The sequence below is a fragment of the Gemmatimonadales bacterium genome, from assembly GCA_035502185.1.
GTDB lineage: Bacteria > Gemmatimonadota > Gemmatimonadetes > Gemmatimonadales > JACORV01 > Fen-1245.
On record DATJUT010000017.1, the window covers coordinates 13,231 to 27,321 of the forward strand.

Sequence of the window (14,091 nt, forward strand, 5' to 3'; positions counted from 1 at the left end):
CTCCCGAGTCACCCCTCACGCCGCCCGCGCCGCTTCTTCTTCGAGCACTGCGCGCACATACGACGCCCTCGCAGCGCGCTGCTCCGCGTCCTGTGGAGCGCGCACATCGAGGGCGGCGAGGTGAGCGGGTTGCGTGTAAATCAGCAACTTGTTCAACGTATATACACTGAGCCTCGGGATCAGTTTCAGTCCGACGCCCAGCCGCACCCCCGACAGCAGGTTCATCGTCTCTTCGAACGACAGGCTCCGCGCGTACCGGAGCAGCGCGTACGCCCGCCACACCTTGTCCTCGATGATCGTCGGCGCGTCCCGCAGCAGCACCTGGCGCGCCTGCTCCTCGTACGTCACCACCTGGCGGACGATCTTGCCCAGGTGATCGAGCAACTCGTCTTCCGCCTTCCCCAGCGTCGTCTGGTTCGACAGCTGGAAGAAGTTGCCGACCACCTCGCTGCCCTCGCCGTAGAGGCCGCGAAACGTGAGGCCGACCTGGGTCAGCCCCTGCAGCACCTTCGCGATCTCCTTGGTCAGCACCAGGCCCGGCAGGTGGATCAGCACCGAGGCCCGGAGCCCCGTGCCCGCATTGGTCGGGCACGCCGTAAGATAGCCAAACTCCTGGTGGAAGGCGACCGGAAGCGCGGCTCCCAGATCCCGGTCCAGCCGCTCCAGATCGGCGTACGCCTGGCTCAGCGCGAAGCCCGAGTGGAACACCTGCAGCCGCAGGTGGTCCTCCTCGTTCACCATCAGGCCCAGGGCCCCGGCCAGATACACCGCCGCGTGGCTGGCGCCGCTCCGCTCGGCCGTGGCGCTCGCCAGCTCCTTGCTGATCAGGTGGCGCTCGTGCAGCAGGACCCGGTCGCCCGGTTCGAGCTCGTCCACCAGGAAGCGCACTCCGCCGCGCGCCGCCGGCAGGCGCTGCCACACCCGGTCCACCTCGTCGAGCACCCGCCGCCGCTCGGCCTCCGAGTTGCGCACATTGAACGGGATGCCGTCCAGGTTGCGCGCCAGGCGCACCCGGGTCGAGAGCACGATGTTGGACATCGGCCCGCTCGCGTCCAGCCAGCCCAGCCCCCCGTCCGGGATCAGCTTCAGATCGATCATTCGAGGACCTTCAGGCGGTCCCGGAGCTCGGCCGCCAGCTCGAAGTTCTCCGCCTCGATGGCGCGCTTGAGCTGCTCGCGCAGCTCGCCCGCCGCGCGGGCCGGCCCGGGCGCGGTCGCGGCGGGCGCCACCTCCGCAGTGTACCGCTCGCCCACGTGCTGCGAGCTGCCGTGCAGCCGCCGCAGCAGGTCCCTGAGGTGCGGCTCGAACGTCGTGTAGCAGCGCGCGCAGCCCAGCCGCCCGGTCTGCCGGAAGTCCTGCAGCGTGGCGCCGCACGCCGGGCAGGCCAGGTCCGCCCCCGACTCCGCCGTCTGGGCCGAGCCCGGCTTGCCGAGCGACGCGAGGAAGTCCCCCAGCGGGAACTTGGCCACGCTGGCGCCGGTCTCCACGCCCTTGGCGGCCGCGCACTGCTCGCACAGGTGCATCGTGGTGACCGTGTTGTCCACGATCTGCGTGAGGTGGATGGCCGCCTCGCGCTCGCCGCAGTTGTCGCAGAGCATCAGGGCAGTGCCTCCACCTCGCGCACGGGCGCCAGGAGCCCGTCCTCGAGCAGCAGGACGCGGTCGGCGCGCTGCGCGAGCTGGCGGTTGTGGGTGACGATCACCACCGCCGTCTCCAGCTCGCGGGCGAGCCGGAACAGCAGCTCGGCCACCAGTGCGCCGTTGCCGTGGTCCAGGTTGCCGGTCGGCTCGTCGGCCAGCACCAGGCCGGGATCGTGCACCAGGGCGCGCGCCACGGCACAGCGCTGCTGCTCGCCGCCCGACAGGGTGGCCGGCCGGTGCGTCATCCGCCCGTCCAGCCCCACCGCCGCCAGCAGCTCGGCGGCGCGGGCGCGGGCCCGGGCCGGCTCCCAGCCGGCGATCCTGAGCGGCATCATCACGTTCTCCAGCGCGCTGAACTCCCGCAGCAGGTGATGGAACTGGAACACGAAGCCGAGCCGGCGGTTCCGCAGCGCGGCCAGGGCGTTCGGCTCCAGCGAGGCGTAGGCGGCGCCATCGAGCACGATCTCGCCCCCGGTCGGGACGTCCAGGCCCCCCACCAGGTGCAGCAGGGTGCTCTTCCCCGAGCCGCTGGCCCCCGCGATCGCCACGACCTCGCCGCGGCTCACCGCCAGGTCCACGCCGGCCAGCACCTCGAGCCAGCCGACGTCGCCCGACGGGAACCGCTTCCGGAGCGCGCGCACCTCGAGCAGCACGGTCATTCGTGGCGGATCGCTTCCACCGGCATGAGCCCGGCGGCCTGGCCGGCCGGGTAGACCGTCGCCAGCGCGGCGATCAGCAGGCTGGCCACCACCACCGTCACCACGTCGGAGACGGCCAGGTTCACCGGCAGGTGGTCGATGAAGTAGACGGTGGGGTCGAGCCGGATCAGCCGGTAGCGACCCACGGCCGCGGCGAGCAGCACGCCGCAGGCGGTGCCCACGGCGGTGCCGATCACCCCCACCACCACGCCCTGCGCCACGAAGATGCGACGGACCTGCGCGGCCGTCATCCCCATGGCCCTGAGGATGCCGATCTCCTTGGTGCGGTCGCTCACCGCCATCGTCAGGGTGCTCACGATGTTGAACGCCGCCACCAGCACGATCAGCAGCAGGATCACGGCCATCGCCAGCTTCTCGAGCTTGAGGGCCGAGAACAGCGAGGCGTTCTGGGTGGACCAGTCCATCGCGCGGTACGGGTAGCGGAGCCGGTCCTCGATCTGGCGCGCCACGGCGCCGGCCCGCCAGGGGTCGCGCACCCGGACCTCGATCCCCGTCACCGAGGTGTCGAGCCCCGCGAAGCGCTGCGCCACGGGCCGCGGCATCACGACGTAGGTATTGTCGTACTCGTACATCCCGGTGTCGAACGTGCCGGTCACCTCGAAGCGCCAGTAGCGGGGCACCAGGGTGCCCAGCGCCGCGTTGAACCTCGCGCCGGCCGGGGAGATCAGGGTGATCACGCGGCCGGGATACGCGTCGAACCGCGAGGCGAGCCGCTGGCCCAGCACCACGCCGCCGTCCACGCCGGCCACGGTGGTCCGGAACCGCAGGTCGCCGCTCGTGAAGCTGCGCGCCAGGGCGGTCACCGCGGCGCGGCCGGTGTCCTGCTCGACGCCGATCACCGCGACGCCCTCGGCGTAGTCGTGCCCCGCCGACAGCAGGCCCTGCGTCAGCACGAACGGCGCGGCGGCCACCACGTCGGGCTGCTGCCGCACCACGCCCAGCACCCGCCGCCAGTCGTCGAGGCGGAGCCCCTCGCCGTAGGTGAGCACCCGCAGGTGGGGATTGGCGATGAGGATCTTCTCGCGCAGGTCCTTCTGCAGCCCGCTCATCACGCCGATCACCACGATCAGGGCCGTCACCCCGAGGGTCACGCCGGCGATCGCGATGAGCGTGATGAGCGACACGAAGCGCGACGACCGCCGGCTGCGGAGGTACCGGCCCGCGATCCACAGCTCGACGCGGCTCACTCGGGACGCAGCGCGGGAAACAGGATCACGTCGCGGATCGAGCGCGCGCCGGTGACCAGCATCGTCAGGCGGTCGATCCCCAGCCCCAGGCCGCCGGTGGGTGGCATCCCGTACTCCAGGGCCCGCAGATAGTCCTCGTCCAGCGCCTGCGCCTCCTCGTCGCCGCGGGAGCGCAGCACGCCCTGCGCCTCGAAGCGGCGCCGCTGGTCGTCCGGGTCGTTCAGCTCCGAGAAGGCGTTGGCCAGCTCGTAGCCGCCGACGAACAGCTCGAACCGCTCCGCCAGCTCCGGGTCGCCGCGCTTGGGCTTGGCCAGCGGCGACATCTCGATCGGGAAGTCGAGGATGAACACCGGCGCGTCGAGCTTGGGCTCGACCGAGTGCTTGAACAGCTGGTCGATCAGCCGCCCGCGGCCCGCGCCCGCGTCGGGGGCGACGCCCCGCCGCCCCAGCTCGGCCGCCAGGGCCGCCTCGTCCAGCCGCCGCAGGTCCACGCCGGCCAGCTCCCGCACCAGGTCGTAGAACGCGACCCGGCGCCACGGCGGCGTGAGGTCCACCGGCCCGCCGCGCGCCTCCACCGTCAGCGACCCGGTCACCTCCCGCACCACTTCGACCAGCAGCGCCTGCGTCATCTCGAGCACGTCCAGGTAGTCCACGTACGCCTCGTACGTCTCCAGCATCGTGAACTCCGGGTTGTGCAGCCGGTCCATCCCCTCGTTGCGGAAGTCCTTGGCGATCTCGTACACCCGCTCGCAGCCCCCGACGATGAGCCGCTTGAGGTACAGCTCGTCCGCGATCCGCAGGTAGAAGTCCGTGCCCAGAGCGTTGTAGCGGGTGACGAACGGCCGCGCCGACGCGCCGCCGTAGAGCGGCTGCAGGACCGGCGTCTCGACCTCGAGGAAGCCGCGCGCGTCGAGGAACCGCCGCACCGCGCGCACCACTGCGGCCCGCCGCTCGAACAGCGCCCGGCGCTCCGGGTGCACCGCCAGGTCGGCGTAGCGCTGGCGGTAGCGCTGCTCGGGGTCGGCCAGCTCGGAGAAGTGTGCCTCGGTTCCGTCCCCGGCGGCCGCCGTCTTGCCCAGGGGCAGCGGCCGGAGCGCTTTCGCCAGCAGCTCGAAGCGCTCCACCCGCACGGTCACCTCGCCGGTGCGGGTGCGGAACAGCGGGCCCACCGCGCCGAGGTGGTCCCCGAGGTCCAGCAGCTCGAGCAGCTCGAACGCGGCGTCCCCGAGGTCGTCGCGGCGGAAGTACAGCTGGATCCGGCCGCTCGCGTCGGCCAGGTGCGCGAACGTCGTCTTGCCGTGGCCGCGGATCGCCACCAGCCGGCCGGCCACGGCCACCGGCGGCCCCTCGGCGCCGTCGGCGAAGGCGGCGAGCGCCGCCGCGGCGCCGTGGCTCCGCTCGAACCGGTACGCGAACGGGGCCACCCCCCGCTCGCGCAGCGCCGCCAGCTTGTCGCGGCGCGCCAGCTCCACGAAGCTCGCGGCGGCCTTGCCGGTCACCTGGCCGTCCGCCCGAACCGCTTCAGGTACGCCTCGATGAACGCGTCGATGTCGCCGTCCATCACGCGCTGCACGTCCCCCACCTTCAGCTCCGTCCGGTGGTCGTTGACCATCGTGTAGGGCTGGAACACGTAGGACCGGATCTGGTTGCCCCACGAGTTGTCCGTCTTGGTCGCCTCCAGCTGCTGCCGCTTCTTCTCCTGCTCGTCCAGCGCCCGCTGGTACAGCGCCGCCTTCAGCATCTTCAGCGCCGTGGCCTTGTTCTTGTGCTGGCTGCGCTCCTGCTGGCAGGACACGACGATGCCGGTCGGGACGTGGGTGAGCCGCACCGCCGACGAGGTCTTGTTCACGTGCTGGCCGCCCGCGCCGGAGGCGCGGAACACGTCCATCCTGATGTCCTCGTCCCTGAGATCGATCTCGATGGTGTCGTCCACCAGCGGGTAGACGAACACCGACGCGAACGACGTGTGCCGGCGCGCCTGCGCGTCGAACGGCGAGATCCGCACCAGGCGGTGCACGCCCTTCTCCGCCTTGAGGAACCCGTAGGCGTACTGGCCCTTGATCTCCATCGACACCGACTTGAGACCCGCTTCCTCGCCCGCCAGCAGGTCGAGCACGCTCACGGCGAAGCCTTTCCGCTCCGCCCACCGCCGGTACATCCGCATCAGCATCTCGGCCCAGTCCTGCGACTCGGTGCCGCCCGCGCCCGGGTGGATCGTCAACAGCGCGTCGAGCTGGTCCTCGGGACCCTGGAGCATCGTCTGCAGCACCAGGCGCTCCACGTGCCCCGCCAGCTCCGTCGCTTCCGTCTCCAGCTCGCGCTCGACCTCGGCGTCGGATTCGTGCTCGAGCAGCTCCGCCAGCTCGCGCGCGTGATCGACCCGCTGCCGGACCTCCTGGTAGGGCTGGGTCCAGCGCTTCAGCGACTTCACCTCGTCGACGGTCTTGCGGGCGGACTCGGCCTTGTCCCAGAAGCCGGGCTGGGACATCGCCCCTTCCAGGGCGGAAAGACGGGCTACCTTGGCATCGACGTCAAAGATAGCCCCTGAGTTCGATGAGGCGTTGATCCAAGTCGCGGAGCGTATCTCGGACAGGCGTCGCGATCATTCCGTGGCAGTCCTCGGTTGAGTAACGTGAGGAAAGATAAGGGGTTACGGCCTGTGGCGCCAGTAGTGCTTGGGCTCCGCCCCGAGCAGCAAGCGGCGCACCTTCTCCCTCTGGCGGAGCAGCACGAGCAGGCAGACCGGGGCCGCGGCGCCCCCGTACGCCCAGCCCGCCAGCACGCCGACGAGCAGCGGGAGAACGGCGGTGGCGACGAGGGTCCCGAGGACGATGTAGCCCGACAGGGCGTATCCGATGCCCCAAACGACGCCCCACACGGGCACCGACAGCGGGGTGATCACGGAGAGCGCCCCCGCGGCCGCGGCGAGGCCCTTCCCGCCCTTGCCGCGCAGCCAGACCGGGTAGTTGTGGCCCGCGACCACCATCGTGGCCACCAGCGCCTGGGTGGCGGGACCAGCCCCGTCCCCCGCGAGCAGCACGGCCAGGACGCCCTTGGCGACGTCCAGGATCAGCACCACGACGCCGACCCAGCCCAGGCCGGTGGCCCGGAACGCATTGAGGGCTCCGACGCTGCCGCTCTCCACGGCGCGCAGGTCGGGGCCCTTTGCCCATCGGACCACCAGGTACGCACTCGGCAGCGAGCCCAACAGGTAGGCCGCCACCGCGAGCGCGAGATAACGCATCAGAAGATCCGCTGGCCCCCGGCGAGGATCTCGTTGAGGGCGTCCTGGAAGTGGTTGGTGGTGTTGGCCACGTCTTCGCCGACCTGGAGCACGTACTCCTCGTAGCTCTTCTTGATCTCCTCGCGGAAGATGTCCTTCAGCGTCCCGTCCTTGAGCCCCTGGGCGCGCTTGGCCGGGTGGTAGGAGACCATATCGGAGATGAGGGCGCGTGCCAGGCGCCGGGCCTTGACCTGCGGGTCCTGCACCAGGAACGGGTTGACGATCCTCCCCGGCGTGCCGGGAACCGTCGCGCGACCGGGCGGCGGGATGACGATGGCCGGCGTGGGCATCGTGACCGCCTGGTCCGGCGAGGGCGCCGCCCGCGGCGGCGCGGCCGCCGGGGGCGGGACCGCCACCGGCCGTGCCGGAGGCGCGAACGGGGCGACGGGCGGCGAGGCCGGGGCCGCGGAGCCGCCCGCAGGCGTGGGCCGGGACGGTGCTACGACGGGCGGCCGGACGCCGGGCGCGAACGGCGCGAGTGGCCTGGCGGACGGCGCGGCAGGAGGTGCGGTGAACGGGCGGGTGGCGCGAGCAGGCTCGGGGGGCGCTTCCTCGGCGGCGGGCGGCTCGGGAAGGACCTCGGCCTCGGCGGCGGGCGCGGGAGGAATCTCGGCCTCGGTGAACGCCGCGGGCGGAGCTTCCTCGTCGATCGCGATGAAGGAGCCCGAGCCGACCTCGATCTCGGCGAAGGCGGCGGCCAGGGGCGTGGGCGCCGCCACCGGCCCCGAAACCCTGGCGGGCGCCGGCGGCGGCGCGGGAGGCGCCGTGCGCTCGGGCGCCGCGCCTGCCGGGGCGGGAGCGGGGGCCTCCGACGGGGCCGCGATCGCCTCGCCCGCCGCACCCACCGCGAACACGGTCCGGCAGACCGAGCAACGCGCCCGCACCCCGCCCGCCGGCACTTTCGCCGGATCCACCCGAAACACGGTCTGACAGCTCGGACACGTCGCGTTCATCGCTATCGGCCCTCGCCAGTATCCGGGTCGTGCCTCCGATCGAACACGAACACCGATCCGGGCAGCGTCTTCGCGTAGCTCTTCATCTCGGTCGCCAGCTCGCTCACCTGCGCGGGGTGCGAGAAGTGGCGCCGCTCGTTGGTGACGATGCCGATCGACAGCGTCATGAACGGCACCCGGTGCAGCGTCCCCCGCCGATCCTTCCCGAAGAAGTACCCCGCCCGGCGGTCCTGGTCCGAGTACTGGAACGGGATCAGGAGGTCGAAGACCGTGATGATCTCGCTGCAGCAGGGCGCCGCGGCCTCGAGCGGCAGCACCAGGATGAAGTCGTCACCGCCGATGTGTCCGACGAACCCGTTCGCCCCGCACAGGCCGCGCACGACGTCGTGGAGAATCCGGGACAGCAGGAAGATGACCCGGTCGCCGTCGTAGTACGAGTACCGGTCGTTGAACTCCTTGAAGTGGTCCAGGTCCGCGTAGCAGACGGCGAACAGGCCGCCCGCGTCCATGTACCGCTTGATCTCCCGCTCGATCTCGTTCGTCCCCGGCAGCCGCGTGGACGGATGGACGCTGACGTTCCGTTCCGTGCGGGTGAGCAGGACGTCGAGCCGCGACCGCTGCTCCTCGGGCTCGAAGATCGGCGTGAGCACCTCGTCGGCCCCGGCCCGGAACGCGTCGTGCACGCCGCTGGCCGAATGCCGGTCGGCGAGGAAGGCGACGGGCACGATGGCCGTGTAGGGATCGGCCTTGAGCCGCTCGCACAACGCGCGGCCGGTTTCGGCCGCGCCGTCGGCGTCCACCAGCACCAGCGCCGGCAGCGAGCGAAGCGCCATCGCCTCGATTTGCGCAGGGTCGCCCACCGCGACGGCGGGAAACCCCTTCCCCGCGATCCATGCCGACACCAAGGCCGGCAGCGGTCTGGCCGCGGGCGAAAAGAAGATAATCGTGGGCCGCGTCCGCACCGATCGTAGCTCGCAAGTTGCGAGGTCACAACAAACTACGGTTCGACCGGGGGGGTGTCAATCGTCGGAGCGCGTTCCGACCCCGTTGGAGCACGGCCGCAGCCTCAGAACGCGTGCTCCCAGACGAGCAGCAGGGTGGTGGACGCACCCTCCGTGACCTGCACGTGCGGCATCACGCCGCCCCGGCCGAGCCGGGTCATGATGAACGCGTCCACGAAGCTCGACAGATGGTTGGCCAGGATGGCGCCGAGGTAGTTCGTGGCGGCGCGATACGCGTTGTCGCTGTCGTGGATGGTCTGCCGGTAGGCGTCCATCTCGAGGCGCGCGTCCTTCCAGCTCCAGCGGAAGGCGTCGCCGAACGCGCGCTGGCGGTAGAAGGCGAGCGCGGACTGGTAGCGGGGGTCGCTCGGCGCCGGGATGGAGTCCGGGTTGGTGAAGTAGTTGCGGCGGGCCAGCAGCCACATCGCGCCGTTGAAGGTGAGGGTGTCGGTCTCCGGCGCGAACACGCCGGGCACGGTCGACGCGTTGTAGGCGCCGCTGGCGACGAAGTGGCTCATCGTCTCGTAGTAGTCCCACGGTCCGTCGATCCGAGTCGTCGTGAACGGCTGGCGCGCGACGTCGAACGCGAGGGTCTGGAACTCCGAGCGGAGCTGCCGTCCCTGCTGCGACCACGCCAGCGCGCGGGCGACGAACCACACCTCGACGGCCGCGTACAACAGGCCCCGGTCGCGGTGCGCCAGCAGCTGCCCGGATCCCGGGAACAGCAGCGAGGCGAGCGGGCGCACCCAGGGCCGGCGCCACACCGGCACGACCGCGGCGACCGGCGCGGCCAGCGCCGGCGTCCGCCCGGCCGCAGCCTGGGCGCCGGCGGCCCCGGCCGGCGGCAGGACCGCGGCGAGCGCCAGCAGCGGCGCCAGACCGCGTCGTGGCACCCTAGAAGACCACCCGGAACGTGACCTGCACCGGCTCGGCGTCGCCGACGTCCTGCGCCGCGTTGAACGTGCGCGCCAGGTCGAACGCGATGCTCCCGAACCTGACGCCGAAGCCAAGGCTGGGGCCGCGGGCGTTGGAGTTCAGGAACGCGTACCCGAACCGCAGCCGCAGCGTGCTGCCCACCCCCGACTCCACGCCGACCAGCGTGACCGCGGTGAGGGGGCCCTCCAGCACCGTGCCCTGCACGTCCGCCAGCACGCGCGCATCCAGTCCCTGCACGCCTTCCGCCGGCCTCACGACCTGGGCGCTCACGCCGACCGAGAGGCGCGTGGGCAGCGGGTCGGCCTGCGCGCGGTTGTTCACCTGGAGGTTGAAGCCGAGGTTGCGGAGGCTCACGCCGACCACGACCGGCCGCCAGCCGCCGAAGGCGTACTGCACGCCCACGTCCACCGCGTGCGTCGTGCCCGTCGCGGTCGGCACGTTGGTGCAGTCGCCGGTGCAGTCGACGCGGAACTGCACCAGCTTGTAGCTGATGCCGGCCGCGAGGCCGCCGACGTCCGTCGCGTAGCTCGCCATCAGCTCCACGTTGCGGGGGCTGATCTGGCCCACCGGCTCCGGCCCGAGGTCGCCGCGGGTCACGGCGAGGTCCCCGTAGTTGACCAGGTACGCGGTCACCGCGAAGGTGCCGAGCCGGGACGACGGCACGGCGATCGCGATCGCGTCGCCGGAGCCGAAGAACGCGTCGTAGTGGTAGAGGGCGAACTCGCCCCTGGCGAGGGTCGCGAGACCGGCCGGGTTCCAGAACACGGCCTCGCTGCTGCCGCCGTCGGCGGTCGCCGCCTGGCCCAGCGCCACCGCGCGCGCCCCGACCGGCAGGAGCAGGAAGGCGCCGCCCTCGACGCCCGCCGACGCACCCTGGGCGCGGGCGACCTGCGCCCGCCAGGCCGCCAGCATCGCCACCGCCGCCAGCGCGGTACGGAAACGCGAGCTACAGCGGCTTGGCCTCATCGATCAGCATGATCGGGATGCCGTCGTCCACGCCGTAGCGCAGGCGGCAGGCGTGGCAGACCAGCTCTTCGGTCGGGGTGCGGCGGTACTCCAGCACGCCCTTGCACTTCGGGCACACGAGGATCTCCAGCAGGTCCTTCGGCAGGGTCATGGCCCTTTCTCCTTGGTTGTCGGCAGCCCCAGCTGCGCGAGCCGCGCGGGGTCCGAGCGCCATTTCGGCCACACGGTGACCCACAGGTCCAGGTGTGCGCGCCGGTCCAGGAACGCCGCGATGCGCGCGCGCGCCGCGGTGCCGATCGCCTTGATGGTGCGTCCGCCCTTGCCCAGGACGATCGGCTTCTGGCTCTCCCGTTCGACGGCGAGGGTGGCCCGAATATATACCCCGGTTTCCGCCTCGCGGAATGCGTCGATCTGGACAGCCACGGCGTAGGGCAGCTCCTGGCGCAGCTCGGCGAACGCCGCCTCCCGGATGAACTCGGCGGCGAAGAAGCGCAGCGGCTGGGTGCCCACGTCGTCCGGGTCGTAGAGGAACGGCCCCTCCGGCAGCGCGAGGCGCACCCGCTCCCGCAGCGCGTCCAGGCCCTCGCCCGTCACTGCCGAGACCACCACCGCCTCCGGGTCGGGGGCCGCTCGCGCCGTCGCCGCGACGAGGTCGGCCTTGGTGTAGGCGACGATCCGGCGCTCGGGGAGCGGACGGGCGTCGGGCAGCAGCGCCTCGAGGGGCGGCGCGGGGTGCTGCGCGAGGGGGTGCACGTGCAGTACCACGTCGGCCTGCTGGACCACCTGGAGGGCGGCGCGGCGCATCGCCCGCTGGAGCGGATAGGCCGGCGTGATGAGGCCGGCGGGGTCCACGAACAGGACCTGCGTGTCGCCCTCGGTGACCAGGCCGTGGACGGGCACGCGGGTGGTCTGGGGCTTGGGCGAGGTGATTGCCAGCCGTTCGCCCACCAGGGCGTTGAGCAGGGTGGATTTTCCGGCGTTGGGCTCGCCGGCCAGGGCGACGATGCCGCAGCGCGGCACGTCAGGACCGGGGGCCGGGGCCGACGGCTACCTCGCCTGCAGCCACGGCACGGTGGGCCGCGTGTCGTCGAAGAGCGTCTGCACGCGGGCATCCGGGCGCAGGCCTGCGAGCACGGGGCTGTGGAGGAGCCCCCACACGAACAGGTCGGTCGAGCACGGTGCGGGCCCGCAGCGCTGAGGGTTCGGCGCCGGGGGCATCGCCCGCAGCCGCTGCAGGGCGGCGATGGCCGCCTCGTGCTGCCCGAGCACGGCCGCGGCGATCGCGACGGCCGCCTCGGCCTGGCGGCTGCCGCTGTCGGCCACGGCCTGCGCCGCGGCGAGGAAGGCCCGGGCGTCCGTGCTGTCGCCGACCCCCACCCGGTACAGCGTCCGCCAGTGCCCGCCCAGTCCGATCCAGCCGCCGCTCGCCATCGTGGTGTCCTGCTTCCAGTCGTCGAAATCCGCGAGCGCGCCGACGGCATTGCCGCGCGCGAACCGCACCAGCGAGCGCTCCCCGGACCCGATGGGCCACGGGCCGCGCGACAGCGCCGTGTCGAGCAGCGCTTCGGCGACGTCGAGCCGGCCCTCGTCGCGGTACGTCAGCGCCAGGTGGCGCCAGGTGTTGCGGAGGTCCGGGTCGAGGGCCAGCGCGCGGCGCAGATACGGCCGCGCCACCTCCGGCAGGTCCAGGATGTCGGCCCCGTACATGTAGCCGATGATGTGGTTCGTCTCCGCGCTGAGCGAGTCGAACCGCAGGGCCCGGTCGAACGCCGCGTGGGCCAGCGCGAGGTCCGAGGACAGCATCGCCCAGTAGCCGCGCGCGGTCCAGGCTTCGGCCAGGGTCGAATCGAGGCTCAGGGCGCGGTCGGCGGCTGCGCGCGCGCGCGGCAGCAGCGAGTCCGGCGGCAGCCGCTCCGGGTTGCCCCACTGGATCTCGAGCGCGCGCGCGTACGCCAGGCGCGCCCAGGCCGCGGCGAACGTCGGATCGAGCTCCGTCGCCCGCGCGAAGGCCCGGGCCGCAGCGGCGATGTCGGCCGGCGTGCGCCGGTTGGCCAGGGTGCGGCCGAAGAGGTAGAGGCGATAGGCCTCGGGGTTGGCGGTGGCCGGCCGGCGCAGGGCCGAGAGCTGGCCGGGGGCCAGGCGGCCGACGACCGCGACGGCCACGGACTCGGCGATCTGCTCCTCGACCGCGGCGAGGTCGTCGGCGCCGCGGCGGAACGGTGCGCCCCAGGCCCCGTCGCCGGAGGCGGCGCGCACCAGCTCGGCGCTTACGGCGAGGTCCCGTCCGGCGCGTCGCAGCGTGCCGGTGACGAACCACTGCACGCGCAGGGCGCGGGCGGCGGCCATCGGGTCCGGCGTGCGGTGCCACTGGGCGCGCACGGCGGTGCCGCTCTTGACCGCGAGTCCCTGCACCCGGGCGAGGCGGCCGAAGATCTCGTCGGGCAGCGCCTCGGCGAGGTAGGCGTCGGCACTGTCGGGCGAGCGGTTCTCGAACGGGAAGATGGCGATGCTGCCGGGGGCGGCGGCGACCGGGCGCGCGGCGGCGCCGGCGCACGGGGCCGGGGTGCCGTCGGGACACTGGGCGGGGAGCACGGCCGGGAGGGCGAGCAGGGCCAGGGCGAGGAGGGCGCACTTGGTCATCGTAGAATAGTCGCTAGAAGGGGAGCATTCAGGGAACAGGGGAGTTGCGAGACGCCCTGAAGGACCAGCTGGGAGTTGCGAGACGCCGAGCTGCGAGTGGTTACGAGATTGGAGAATGGAGAATGCAGACGAGTGTGGAGGCGGGAGGACGGGCTTCCCTCCGATCGTCCCCCAACTCACGGCCACTCGCAACCCCGCGTCTCGCCGCTCGCCTGCACGCGCCTGCCTCGCAACTCGTCACTCGGGAATAGACGAAAGCCCGCACGCAGTTGCGCGTGCGGGCTTTCGAAGGGGAATGGCTGGCGGCGGTCTACTCTCCCACCGACGATCGTCGGAAGTACCATCGACGCTGCCGGGCTTAACTGCCGTGTTCGGGATGGGAACGGGTGTGGCCCCGGCGCGCTGGTCGCCAGCCAATGCCAGGACAGTTCCGAGTTCCGAGAAGCGTGCAACGGCCTCGCAGAACGGGCTGTCGGATTGGAAGTCGAAGACGGGGTGACGCGGATAGATGGATCCCAACCGGGGATGAGATCAAGCCTCACGGGCGATTAGTACGGCTCGGCTGACACGCTTGCGCGCCTGTACACCTGCCGCCTATCAACCTGGTAGTCTCCCAGGGCCCTTCAGGGAGCTTGCGCTCCGGGAGCGTTCATCTTGGGGAGGGCTTCCCACTTAGATGCATTCAGCGGTTATCCCCGCCCGACATCGCTAACCGGCGTTGCCGCTGACGCGACAGCCGGGACACGAGCGGTCGGTCCGACCCGGT

14 protein-coding genes and 2 rRNA genes are annotated in these 14,091 nt (G+C 72.1%); all 16 read right to left on the reverse strand.

Translation table 11 applies throughout. From position 1 onward, the window contains the following. Window positions 1-15 precede the first annotated feature (15 nt). On the reverse strand, window positions 16-1,098 hold the full coding sequence (locus VMF70_02275; GenBank protein ID HTT66833.1) for a protein arginine kinase: 1,083 nt from the start codon (window positions 1,096-1,098) through the stop codon (window positions 16-18). Further along, window positions 1,095-1,598, reverse strand: coding sequence for a UvrB/UvrC motif-containing protein (locus VMF70_02280; protein ID HTT66834.1), 504 nt, complete (start codon window positions 1,596-1,598; stop codon window positions 1,095-1,097). The genes VMF70_02275 and VMF70_02280 overlap by 4 nt, the downstream gene beginning before the upstream one ends. Then, entirely contained in the window at window positions 1,598-2,299 is a 702-nt protein-coding gene (locus VMF70_02285; protein HTT66835.1) for an ABC transporter ATP-binding protein, read from the reverse strand. Before VMF70_02285 ends, VMF70_02280 begins: the two co-directional genes overlap by 1 nt. Next, window positions 2,296-3,546, reverse strand: coding sequence for an ABC transporter permease (locus tag VMF70_02290; protein ID HTT66836.1), 1,251 nt, complete (start codon window positions 3,544-3,546; stop codon window positions 2,296-2,298). The genes VMF70_02285 and VMF70_02290 overlap by 4 nt, the downstream gene beginning before the upstream one ends. After that, on the reverse strand, window positions 3,543-5,045 hold the full coding sequence (lysS, locus tag VMF70_02295; protein HTT66837.1) for a lysine--tRNA ligase: 1,503 nt from the start codon (window positions 5,043-5,045) through the stop codon (window positions 3,543-3,545). Before lysS ends, VMF70_02290 begins: the two co-directional genes overlap by 4 nt. Further along, window positions 5,042-6,139, reverse strand: coding sequence for a peptide chain release factor 2 (gene prfB, locus VMF70_02300; GenBank protein HTT66838.1), 1,098 nt, complete (start codon window positions 6,137-6,139; stop codon window positions 5,042-5,044). The genes lysS and prfB overlap by 4 nt, the downstream gene beginning before the upstream one ends. A gap of 57 nt (window positions 6,140-6,196) precedes the next feature. Then, window positions 6,197-6,790, reverse strand: a complete 594-nt coding sequence (locus VMF70_02305; GenBank protein ID HTT66839.1) for a glycerol-3-phosphate acyltransferase — start codon at window positions 6,788-6,790, stop codon at window positions 6,197-6,199. Next, window positions 6,790-7,782 carry a zinc-ribbon domain-containing protein gene (locus VMF70_02310; protein ID HTT66840.1) on the reverse strand — a complete coding sequence of 331 codons (993 nt, stop codon included), beginning with the start codon at window positions 7,780-7,782 and terminating at the stop codon, window positions 6,790-6,792. Before VMF70_02310 ends, VMF70_02305 begins: the two co-directional genes overlap by 1 nt. A 2-nt stretch (window positions 7,783-7,784) precedes the next feature. Next, window positions 7,785-8,684, reverse strand: coding sequence for a diguanylate cyclase (locus VMF70_02315; protein ID HTT66841.1), 900 nt, complete (start codon window positions 8,682-8,684; stop codon window positions 7,785-7,787). A gap of 164 nt (window positions 8,685-8,848) precedes the next feature. Next, window positions 8,849-9,676 (reverse strand): hypothetical protein, encoded by an 828-nt coding sequence (locus tag VMF70_02320; GenBank protein HTT66842.1) that lies wholly within the window; start codon window positions 9,674-9,676, stop codon window positions 8,849-8,851. A 1-nt stretch (window position 9,677) separates the two neighbouring features. Beyond that, window positions 9,678-10,685 carry a PorV/PorQ family protein gene (locus VMF70_02325; GenBank protein HTT66843.1) on the reverse strand — a complete coding sequence of 336 codons (1,008 nt, stop codon included), beginning with the start codon at window positions 10,683-10,685 and terminating at the stop codon, window positions 9,678-9,680. Then, window positions 10,666-10,836, reverse strand: a complete 171-nt coding sequence (locus VMF70_02330) for a Trm112 family protein (protein HTT66844.1) — start codon at window positions 10,834-10,836, stop codon at window positions 10,666-10,668. Before VMF70_02330 ends, VMF70_02325 begins: the two co-directional genes overlap by 20 nt. Continuing rightward, complete coding sequence (gene era, locus VMF70_02335; GenBank protein HTT66845.1) at window positions 10,833-11,705, reverse strand: GTPase Era; 873 nt, start codon at window positions 11,703-11,705, stop codon at window positions 10,833-10,835. Before era ends, VMF70_02330 begins: the two co-directional genes overlap by 4 nt. A gap of 27 nt (window positions 11,706-11,732) precedes the next feature. Continuing rightward, window positions 11,733-13,325: a hypothetical protein gene (locus VMF70_02340; GenBank protein ID HTT66846.1), complete on the reverse strand. Its 1,593-nt coding sequence runs from the start codon at window positions 13,323-13,325 to the stop codon at window positions 11,733-11,735. A gap of 297 nt (window positions 13,326-13,622) precedes the next feature. Then, window positions 13,623-13,739 (reverse strand): 5S ribosomal RNA (gene rrf / locus VMF70_02345). Window positions 13,740-13,852: 113 nt separating this feature from the next. Continuing rightward, window positions 13,853-14,091, reverse strand: a 23S ribosomal RNA gene (locus VMF70_02350); the annotation flags it as partial.

Excerpts from the sequence above, each read along its gene's own strand:
- VMF70_02330 (HTT66844.1), bottom strand. The coding sequence starts at position 10,836 with ATGACCCTGCCGAAGGACCTGCTGGAGATCCTCGTGTGCCCGAAGTGC.
- VMF70_02305 (HTT66839.1), bottom strand. The coding sequence starts at position 6,790 with ATGCGTTATCTCGCGCTCGCGGTGGCGGCCTACCTGTTGGGCTCGCTG.
- VMF70_02285 (HTT66835.1), bottom strand. The coding sequence starts at position 2,299 with ATGACCGTGCTGCTCGAGGTGCGCGCGCTCCGGAAGCGGTTCCCGTCG.
- VMF70_02325 (HTT66843.1), bottom strand. The coding sequence starts at position 10,685 with ATGAGGCCAAGCCGCTGTAGCTCGCGTTTCCGTACCGCGCTGGCGGCG.
- VMF70_02280 (HTT66834.1), bottom strand. The coding sequence starts at position 1,598 with ATGCTCTGCGACAACTGCGGCGAGCGCGAGGCGGCCATCCACCTCACG.
- VMF70_02275 (HTT66833.1), bottom strand. The coding sequence starts at position 1,098 with ATGATCGATCTGAAGCTGATCCCGGACGGGGGGCTGGGCTGGCTGGAC.
- VMF70_02310 (HTT66840.1), bottom strand. The coding sequence starts at position 7,782 with ATGAACGCGACGTGTCCGAGCTGTCAGACCGTGTTTCGGGTGGATCCG.
- VMF70_02340 (HTT66846.1), bottom strand. The coding sequence starts at position 13,325 with ATGACCAAGTGCGCCCTCCTCGCCCTGGCCCTGCTCGCCCTCCCGGCC.